This is a genomic window from Psychrobacter phenylpyruvicus DSM 7000 = NBRC 102152 (assembly GCF_000685805.1).
GTDB lineage: Bacteria > Pseudomonadota > Gammaproteobacteria > Pseudomonadales > Moraxellaceae > Psychrobacter > Psychrobacter phenylpyruvicus.
On sequence record NZ_JMKP01000027.1, the window covers coordinates 26,082 to 35,818 of the forward strand.

6 protein-coding genes are annotated in these 9,737 nt (G+C 40.6%); 3 read left to right on the plus strand and 3 right to left on the minus strand.

All coding sequences use genetic code 11. The features are described 5' to 3' along the window. Window positions 1-119: 119 nt before the first annotated feature. A complete protein-coding gene (locus G561_RS15610; RefSeq protein WP_227673999.1) occupies window positions 120-287 on the minus strand; it encodes a GMC oxidoreductase in 168 nt (55 codons plus the stop codon). Next, window positions 212-1,729 (minus strand): GMC family oxidoreductase N-terminal domain-containing protein, encoded by a 1,518-nt coding sequence (locus G561_RS14455; protein ID WP_227673998.1) that lies wholly within the window; start codon window positions 1,727-1,729, stop codon window positions 212-214. Before G561_RS14455 ends, G561_RS15610 begins: the two co-directional genes overlap by 76 nt. 266 nt (window positions 1,730-1,995) lie before the next feature. On the opposite strand from G561_RS14455, the gene G561_RS0110285 reads away from it, so the two are divergent. From G561_RS0110285 to G561_RS0110295, 3 genes are all read left to right on the plus strand, one after another. Continuing rightward, complete coding sequence (locus G561_RS0110285; RefSeq protein ID WP_028859481.1) at window positions 1,996-2,859, plus strand: alpha/beta fold hydrolase; 864 nt, start codon at window positions 1,996-1,998, stop codon at window positions 2,857-2,859. 472 nt (window positions 2,860-3,331) lie between these two features. Continuing rightward, complete coding sequence (locus tag G561_RS0110290) at window positions 3,332-4,402, plus strand: Cj0069 family protein (protein ID WP_028859482.1); 1,071 nt, start codon at window positions 3,332-3,334, stop codon at window positions 4,400-4,402. Window positions 4,403-4,830: 428 nt separating this feature from the next. Beyond that, a complete protein-coding gene (locus tag G561_RS0110295; protein WP_028859483.1) occupies window positions 4,831-6,696 on the plus strand; it encodes an amidohydrolase in 1,866 nt (621 codons plus the stop codon). Window positions 6,697-6,903: 207 nt separating this feature from the next. Here G561_RS0110295 and G561_RS0110300 read toward each other — a convergent pair. Continuing rightward, the coding region (locus tag G561_RS0110300) for a hypothetical protein (protein WP_028859484.1) at window positions 6,904-9,737 on the minus strand (2,834 nt) is incomplete at its 5' end.

Genomic DNA, 9,737 nt, shown 5'->3' on the forward strand with positions numbered 1-9,737 from the left:
TTATCAAAGTTGCCGTCTTTAATATTATTATTTTTGGCTGAATAAATTGGCTAAGAATATTGTTGCGGATAAAACAGGGGATTTCAATTGAGCTTTGGTACAACTGCCTACAGATAACCCTAATTAAAATCTTGTTGCAAGATATAACTCATATTACGCTCAGCAAGCCCAGTAATGAATACATAAGGGTTAACCCCAGCACTGCCTGGGATCAAAGCGCTATCTTGGACATAAATATTTTCATGACCTTTAACTCGCCCATACTCATCAGTGGCTTTACCGAGCACACAACCCCTAAGGGGTGATAACAGAAATTATCGCCATAACCTTTGGTAAACAGTAAGCTTGAGAGGCGACCACCATTGGCTTTGGCCAACTTTTCAATGAGTTCTTTTGCCGCATTAACCGAATACTCATTTTGTGAGCGCTTCCAGTTTAATTTGACACTTTGTGAGGCTTTATCGTAATAATAATTACCTCGTTCAGGATTATCGGTAATCGCTAAATATAAGGTAGTCCAAGTCTCAACTCCTAATGGCAGTGGGGCAATTTCAGCAAATATCTTATATTTTGAACCCCCTCTATCCCCATCCCACAAGTTAATCCCCTTCACCGGAATGGTAGACTGCGCCTCACCGGCAGCATACACAAAGTTACGCCCAGTCATAATATTGCCATTAGGTCCCCAATGCTGACCCACATGCTCGTTCAAATTATTGAGTGTACCTGCCGCTTGGCTTTTTAATAGTAGCTCTGAAGTGCCGGTACTACCGGCGTTCAAAAACAGCTTATCGCAGCTATAATACTCAATAGTGTCAACACCGCCTTCTATATTGAGCACATGCACTTCAAGCTGTAGCTGACCATTATCCATTTGCTTAATAGCATTTACTTTACGTAGCGTTTTAACCTCAACATTACCAGTAGCTTCTGCATCTTTCAGATAGGTCAAATCTAGCGAATACTTACCCGCATTATTGCCATAAATGACTTCACCGCCCAGCGCTGACGGATAGACCTCACCCTTGGCCTCCTGTTGCATATAATCAAAGTCATAGCTGTTACCGAAGAACTCTGTTTTTAGTCCTGCCCTTTCTGCTTGACGCTCAGCGGCCCGAGTAAATTGATAATGTTCTGAATTATTAAAAAAGTCTTCGGGAATTTGACTGACTTTCAATTGTTTTAAGGCTTGCGGAAAGAAGGTGCGGTACATCTCCTCACTGTCTATCCAAGGAAAGGTTTGTTCAAAATGAGAGCGTCTTGGCTGGATGGCAATCGCCCCATTGACGATAGAGCCTCCCCCATAGGCACGACCTGCAAACACCTTGATTTCGTCATACTCAATAAGATCCAAAACGCCAGGGTATCTTTTTATTCGCCGTGGAATAGGTATCGGCGCACTTGGCCAGTCTTTGAACCAACTAGAACGCTCATCTGCAGTGATCATTTTACAAAAAGTATTATGATCGGAAGTCCTATCCCAGCGCATACCCATTTCCAAAATTAGTACTGGGTGACCTTGTTCACTGAGCCTCAGAGCACAGACCGCGCCCCCATAGCCACTGCCGACGATAATATTACTAAAATGCCCCGCTTGTTTGATGGGTGCGGTGGCGGAGACAGGCTGATAATTATTGTCAGCTAATGTTTGACAGCCGGTCATGACGGCTGAAGTACCGACGGCGCCCAATCCAAGCCCCATAGATTTAATAAATTTTCGTCGTTGCATTTGAATCTCAGTGATTTTTTTATTTAGTTTTCATTAATGGCCACTTATTAAGTGCTAGTTGTTAGAGGTTAGTTTAACAATCTAAACTTTCTCTATTCATTAGCTTACGTAATTTATTTAATAAAGTTAATTTAGCTGTAAGACATCTTCTAAGCCAACAATAAGCAGTAGTAAGCAGGATGTCTGAATAAAAAAGGCGCCTAAACCCTTAAAAATTAAGCTAAAATAGGGCTTTTGTCGCCCAGCTATCAAAGCCGAGACCTTCAATGACCTTATCTCCTCCAAAGTTTAAAACTGACCAGTTTTTTAATCTTGAAGATAAATGGATTCAGACCGCACCAAAAGAGATTACCCACTATTACGATCAAGGTGAGGGCTTACCCTTACTGCTACTGCATGGTTCAGGATCAGGTACTTCAGCCGCTATGACTTGGTGGCAAAATATGCCTCATCTTAGTCAGAATTATCGTGCCATTGCTTTTGACTCTATCGGCTATGGCGAAACGGTGACTGACGCAGATAGCAGCTATGGCATTAAGCAATGGGGCGATCACACTTTGCGCTTGATGGATGCATTGAATATTGATAAAGCTTGGCTAATGGGTAGCTCTTTGGGAGGATGGATAGCTTTACAACTGGCCTTAGACCATCCTGAACGAATTTATGGCGTGATATCCATCGGAACTGGGGGTGCTAAAAAAATAGACAAGCCTAAAACTGCCCCTACTGCCAAACCCAAAAGCACACTTTCAGCAGCTCTTATCAAACAGGATTTACAAAAGAACATCCGTAATGATGCGGTGGTGTGTGACACTTTAGTGCATTTACGTCATCAAGCCGCTCTAAAAGAACAAGCCGGCGGATTGAGACCTACCTTATTAGCAGCACGAGATCGAGACCGTGTTCATTTTGCTCTAGACTTCGAAGCTCTAGCCAAGCTTACCCTACCAGTATTATTAATCCATGGCGTGAATGACAAAGTGGTCCCCCTATCGCGTAGCCTTGAGCTATTAAATGTGATGCCCTCCGCAGATGCTCATTTCTACAGCCAGGCAGGACACTGGCCCCACATAGGTAAAGCCTGCGAATTTAATGAGTTAGTTAGCAGCTATATCAAACATAACAGCTAAGCAACTGCTGTCATATTCAGTAAGGTGGCTTAGCGTAAAGGAGCTTCAATAAGTCGCCTGCAGCAAGGCCTCTGACCCAGTCAGAACCACTATTTATATCCTGCCGATTTATATCTTATCAATCCTCTTCTTATGTCATCATACGTTCATAAAACTTTATTATTGTTTAAGCGTTGCTGGTGTCACTCACTCAGCCATAGTTATGGCTATGGCCTTCACAGTGAATTTCTATAAAAAAATCTAAAAAACTTGGCTTCCTGTATTGTTTTCTACTCCACTCTTCTATAGACTTGCGCCCTCTAAAAAATAAACCCCGATTTACCCCCTTCTAAGTTTTACCTTGATGACCCTAGTACTTTATAGGCTCCATTCTTAGTCACAGTTATACCGTTACCTATTTGTAGGTTTACTCATTAATCAGCAATCCGCTTATTACCCTTAGATAATTATTGGCATTAACAGAGATTTTAGTATGAAAAAACACGTTGTTATTTTTGAAGCTCGTGGTGGTTCTGATAAGAGCAAATATGGCTACCGCCGTGACACTTACCCTATTGTTGAGTCGTTAAAAAAACGGGGTTGGAGCGCGGAAGTCATTTTTTATTCTGATGAAAACCGTGGCGAAATCTACCGTTATACCATCGACAAAGCAGACGCTTACGTCAGCCGTATCAATCCAGGTAACCTAAAAGATGAAACCGGCTACTTTCAAATGCTACGCGAGCTGGTACATCAAGGGGTAAAAGGCTTACCGCACCCTGACGTCATGATTAACTATGGTGCCAAAAACGTGGTAGAGCGCCTAAAAGGCACTACCTTAGTACCCGAAGATGTGTACTGCTATTATGAGTACGATGAGCTGAAGCATCATTTCCCACAAACTTTAGCGCGTGGTGAGCGAGTTTTAAAACAAAACCGCGGCTCAACTGGTGAAGGTATTTGGCGGGTACAATTAAAAGAGCCCAAAAAATATAAAGACGTTGCCGAAATCCCAGAAGATGCGGTATTAAGACTGACGGAAGCTCGTGATAACCATGTTGAAGAAAAAACGATGGGTGAGTTTATTGAGTTTTGTTATCAATACTTAGAAGGTGATAGCGGTCTTATCTTGGACATGCCATTTTTACCGCGTATTAAAGAAGGTGAGATCCGGGTGTTGATGCTACGTGATAAGGCGGTGTCTGTGGTACACAAAAAGCCTGATGAATCTGCCGATGCGTTCTCCGCTACCTTATTCTCTGGCGCCACTTATCGTTATGATCAACCTGAACAATGGCAGGATATGGTAGATGAAGTTGAAGCCAGTATCCCGATGATACAAGCGCGTTTGGGCGGCTATGCCTTGCCGTTATTATGGACCGCCGACTTTATTTTAGATACTGATGACAAAGGCAATGACGTCTATGTCTTGGGCGAAATTAACTCCTCTTGCGTTGGCTTTTCGACCAACTTAGAGCTTTCAGAGAACATCGCTGATGAGATTATGAATTTAATTGAAGCTGAAAGTGTGATTAATAGCCGCTTCCCTGCTTTTAGAATCTAACCGACCACACTCTAGGCTCTAGCTTACAGTCATTTTTTAAGCTATGTAAATCCAATAAAGCCCCTCTATTTCATAGGTAGAGGGGCTTTTTTTGGTTAACGGTCCTGGCCTTATCCTTTATTTCACTGCCTATTTAATTGCCTGTCTTTATTCGCTCATATCAAAAAAATCATTTTTAAACTCATGATTTATTGAAGTAATTATTTATTAAACAAATGCTTAATTAATATTAAATTAACAATGTGTCTTTTTGTTTCTAGTAGTTAAAAATTTTTACCGCTTGATGGTCATGTTAATTATTTATGATAGATTAGCAAATCTAATAACTTTAGTCCTAGTTATAAGTTTAGATTCATAAACTTATGTGGATAAATTTTTATATTTTTAATCTATTAACTTATTTTAATCCATTAACTTAAGAGACCATCATGAAACACTTTAAGCAAAAGAAAAACATAATCTTACTGGCTGGGGCAGCCAGTATTTTGTCGGCCTGTGCCACGCAAACCTCATCACAAGGGGCACAAGGCGGCTATAACACTCTCCAATCCGCCGACATGATTGTCACCAACGCCAAAATTGCGGTCATGGACAAAGACAGAACTACCGCTGAGGCAATTGCCATTAAAGACGGCAAAGTACTGCGCACTGGTAGCGATGAAGAGATTTTACGCTTACGTAATGCCAATACCCAAGTGATTGATGGCAACGGCAGAATGCTGATTCCTGGCTTAAATGACTCACACTTACATATTACTCGTGGCGGTCGCTTCTATAACTCTGAACTGCGCTGGGATGGGGTGACCTCATTGAAAGAAGCGCTACGTATGCTAAAAGAGCAGGCAGAAAGAACGCCTGAGGGTCAATGGGTGCGCGTTATTGGTGGCTGGTCACCTTACCAATTTGAAGAAAAAAGAATGCCCACTATAGAAGAGATTAATGAAGCAACTGGTGACACTCCAGCCTTTGTGTTGTACCTATACAGCCGTGGTTGGCTCAACAAAGCGGGTATGAAAGCGTTAAATATCGACAGAAATACTCAGCCACCTAATGATCAAAGTCGTTATGAAAAAGATGAGAACGGCGATCCTACTGGCGTACTCTTGGCTGAGCCAAACGCCATGATATTGTATCAAGTGATTGGTAAAATGCCTCAATTATCAAAACAGGAAATGCTGAACTCTACCAAGCACTTCCACCATGAGCTAAACCGCTTTGGCTTAACCAGTGCCATCGATGCAGGCGGTGGTGGTCATACTTTCCCAGACGATTATGAAGCCTCTAAAGCACTGGCTACCAGTGGCGACTCATCACTGCGTATCTCTTACTACCTGTTCCCACAGAAGGCTGGTGAAGAGCGTCAAGCTTTTGAAACTTGGATGACCAATCACACCGCCTCGGTGAATGAAGATATCGCACATGAGCATGGCTATGAGCTAAAAGGCGGTGGTGAGTATATGACCTGGGCGGCAGGTGACTTTGAAAACTTCTTAGCAGATAAGCCATTGATTAAAGACAATAAAGGATGGCGTGAAAGCACCAAAGAAGTTATCCAGATGCATGTCGATAAAGGTTGGCCATTTAGACAGCACTCAACTTATGGTGAAAACACCGCATTAATCGTTGATTTAGTAGATGAAATTGACCGTGAAAATAATGGCAAAATCAAAAATGAAATGCGTTGGGCAATCGACCACGGTGAGACCATTACCGATGAGACCTTGCGTGAAATCAAACGCTTAAATGGCGGTGTTTCGGTACAAGACCGTATGGCTTATGCGGGTGAATACTTCGTTGAACGTTATGGTGCTGATGCAGCGAAAACCACACCTCCCTTCAAAAAAATATTCGATATGGGTATTCCTTTAGGCTCAGGTACCGATGGTACGCGTGTTGCCAGTTATAACCCTTGGATTTCATTGTACTGGATGACTACTGGTAAAACTGTCGGTGGCACTCAGTTATATGATAAAGACAATATCTTAGACCGAGACGATGCCTTAGAAGTCTACACCAGTGGTGGGGCTTGGTTCTCAAATGAAGAAGACGTAAAAGGTACCCTAGAGCCAGGTAAATATGCAGACTTTGTATTGTTATCTGATGACTACTTCACTGTACCAGAAGAAAAAATAAAAACCATCGAATCGGTACTGACTGTGGTTGATGGTAAAGTGGTCTATGGGGCTGGCGAATATAACAAGCTAAATCCTCAGCTACCTGAGGTTATCCCAAGCTGGTCACCTGTTAAATACTATGGTGGTTATCAAAACTCTGGGGAGCCTGAGGCCCGATAATTTATAGCTTTAAGTAGCTTAGATTCAATCACGATTTAAAAACATCCGAAGTAATTGAAAAATCCGAGCTATTTAAATAGCTCGGATTTTTTAGTATATAGCTTTAAAGGGTGTTGCAACCTGAATTTTGTCTATTAAACTGAAGATAGTAAAAAACGCCCCCAGTGTGAGCGTTTTTGTTGTTATTAGATTATCAAGAAGATGGGGTTAGATAACATCAGTAATCGTATCTTGGATATAAACACTGTGAGTACTTGATGCGTTACTCCAAACGTTATAGGTGATAGAGCCATCATTGGCATCAACTTCAGTACCACCTTTAGTCCATACACCACCTGCAGTATCTTCAAAACGATACGGTTCTGTTAGACCAGATTGACGTCCAATATTTACAGTATCATCTGCACCACCTTTCATGTAAAGGTCATTAGTTAGGTTATCAATATTGACATTATTTAAATTTCTGTCTGAGTTATTAAGGTTAATAATTTCGACATTTAAAATATTACTTAAACTAATATTTGAATTACTATTAGAATTCGTAATATTTATAGTATCTGTACCGTCTCCTCCATCAACAGTAGCACCAGCTCTAATGTTACCGTTGAAATTTAAAATATCATTACCAGCACCAGCATCGACATTGCCGTCAATATAACCAGTTAAAGTAAAGGTGTCATTACCTGCACCTAAATTCGTATTAGTTGATGCAAGTATGTTATCAGATATTGTAATGAAATCACCACCATCACCTAAATCCACAGCTGTTCCTACTCCCTGAATACTACCAGTAATGACTACCGTATCAATACCTAAACCCGTATCAACTAAAGAACCACCTTCAATATTTCTTACAGTTAGTTCATCATCACCATCATTCAGATAAATACTGACAGTATCACCGTTAATATCTTCTCCAATAGTAATCTTATCAATACCAGCACCAGTACTCATACTTGTTACTTTATTGCCTTGATTGCTGTTATCAAAATCTTTTGCAATATCGACGATATCGTCACCAGCACCCATGGTGATTGTAGTGCCTGATTCAGTATACCAGTTGTTAATCCCCCCTGAAGTTAAAACTATTTTGTTATTACCATCTCCAAGATCATATACACCAGAGATATCACAGTTATTTTCATTAACTGGGGATTCAACAAAAATTGTGTCATCTCCGTCACCAGTTATTACAGTGACATTATCAAAGTCATCGCCTGAGTTGATATAGTTATTACCACCGCCTAATAACAGACTGCTATTTTTTAAATCTGAATTAGGAAGTTTCATTTCAAATACATCGTCACCATCGCCTGCAATCACTTGAATATAATTAAAGTTACCTTCAGCCGTCTTAGTAACAGTGTTATTACCATCACCCATATCTATAACAGTAGGATTATTAGCAGACTGACCGTCTAACTTTTCTGCAATGACTGTATCATCTCCTGCACCCATGAAAATATTTACACCATTCTCAATGTTGCCATTTAATTTTAGCGTATCATTACCACCAGCTAAATCAAGATTAAAAATATCATCCGCTCCATTGTAATTGTCGATATTACCATCAACATACACGGTTTGAGAGGCATCTGAGAAAGTTGTGGTATAGATTTGATAGACGTCACCATTGATAGTAGTTGTAGGAATAGGGTCAGGTTGTCCTGGGCTAAATGATGTTGTTGCGGTTTCAGGGTTATCCTCCGGATTCAATACACCATTTGGACCATCGCTACTATCAAAATAATAAATTTCATTAGCAACAGGAGTAACATTACCTGCTTTATCAACAAAATCAATTGGTAAAAATTCATCAAACACTTCAGTTTCTGCCTGCATTGCAGTTAACTCTGCTGCTGTAGGTTCTGCTGAACTATTACTATTAACATCATAATTATCTGGGTCATTTACGTCTAAGAAGGCATTCATTTGTGAAGTAGTTAATTGCAACGTCCATTCAGCTCCCTCTGTAACTATAACCTTAGACTTTTCGTTATTATAATTAACAAATATAGTTCCATTTTCAGTTGAAATACCAGAAATTGTATTGTTAGTAGTATCGAATCCAGTAATAATTGGAACTGTCGCTACAGTATCAAGCTCAAATTCTACCGATTCCGAGGTTTCTAAATTAGAATCAGCTATAGCTGGGATATTATCTACTTTAGCCTCATAGCGATACTCTTTATCTGGCTCACCATCTGATAAAGTATCATCAAAACTGAAGTCTGGTCCTGAACCAGTTAATGAGATTCCTGATCCGCTTGTGCTAGCTATAACTCCTTCATCAATCCAGTTACCCTCTTCATCTTTATATGAACGTATAACTTGTAATTCTTGATAATTAATCGCAATTTCTTTATCAAGTTTAATAATTACAGTCGGAGTATTATCGTTTGTTAAACCCTCTAATGGAGCGACGGGGGTGCCAATATCAAGGGCTTGTGCTACATTTCCCTCATATAAATAGGCAGCTCCATAATCTGTTGATTGAACTCCATTAATTACGGTGGCACTACCTGTTGGAGTTGTTGTATTACTTAGCTCATCACCGTTTGCATCAAAATCCGTCAAGTCGTCACTTAGCGTAAGCTCTTTAACTTTGGCTAGTACCACAACTTCGTCACTTGTAACATCAGTTGACGCATTGCCTGCTGTATCTAATACCTTAGCAACCACACTATTATCACCTGAAGCTAATGGTATAAATGCAGGTGATGCAGCCTTAGGGCTGGCTGTACTAGTATCTAAACTCCAACTATTGTCAGCTTCTGGAGTCACAATATAAGTAGCACCGCCAATGGTTACTTCTAAAGTTTCACCACTAATCAATGCTTCTGATACCGTACCTGTAATTACTGGTGATGTACTGGTTGTGTATAGTACATCGAAAGCTGGTGTGGCTAGATCTGCATCGACTGTTGGGGTGGTAGCAGGCACTGTGGTATCAATCTTAACCACTTGCGTGGCTGTGGCACCTTCATTACCAGCTGTATCAACAATACGGGCTTTTACGGTGTAATCACCTTCTGTCATCG

Excerpts from the sequence above, each read along its gene's own strand:
- G561_RS14455 (WP_227673998.1), bottom strand. The coding sequence starts at position 1,729 with ATGCAACGACGAAAATTTATTAAATCTATGGGGCTTGGATTGGGCGCC.
- G561_RS0110285 (WP_028859481.1), top strand. The coding sequence starts at position 1,996 with ATGACCTTATCTCCTCCAAAGTTTAAAACTGACCAGTTTTTTAATCTT.
- G561_RS0110290 (WP_028859482.1), top strand. The coding sequence starts at position 3,332 with ATGAAAAAACACGTTGTTATTTTTGAAGCTCGTGGTGGTTCTGATAAG.
- G561_RS0110295 (WP_028859483.1), top strand. The coding sequence starts at position 4,831 with ATGAAACACTTTAAGCAAAAGAAAAACATAATCTTACTGGCTGGGGCA.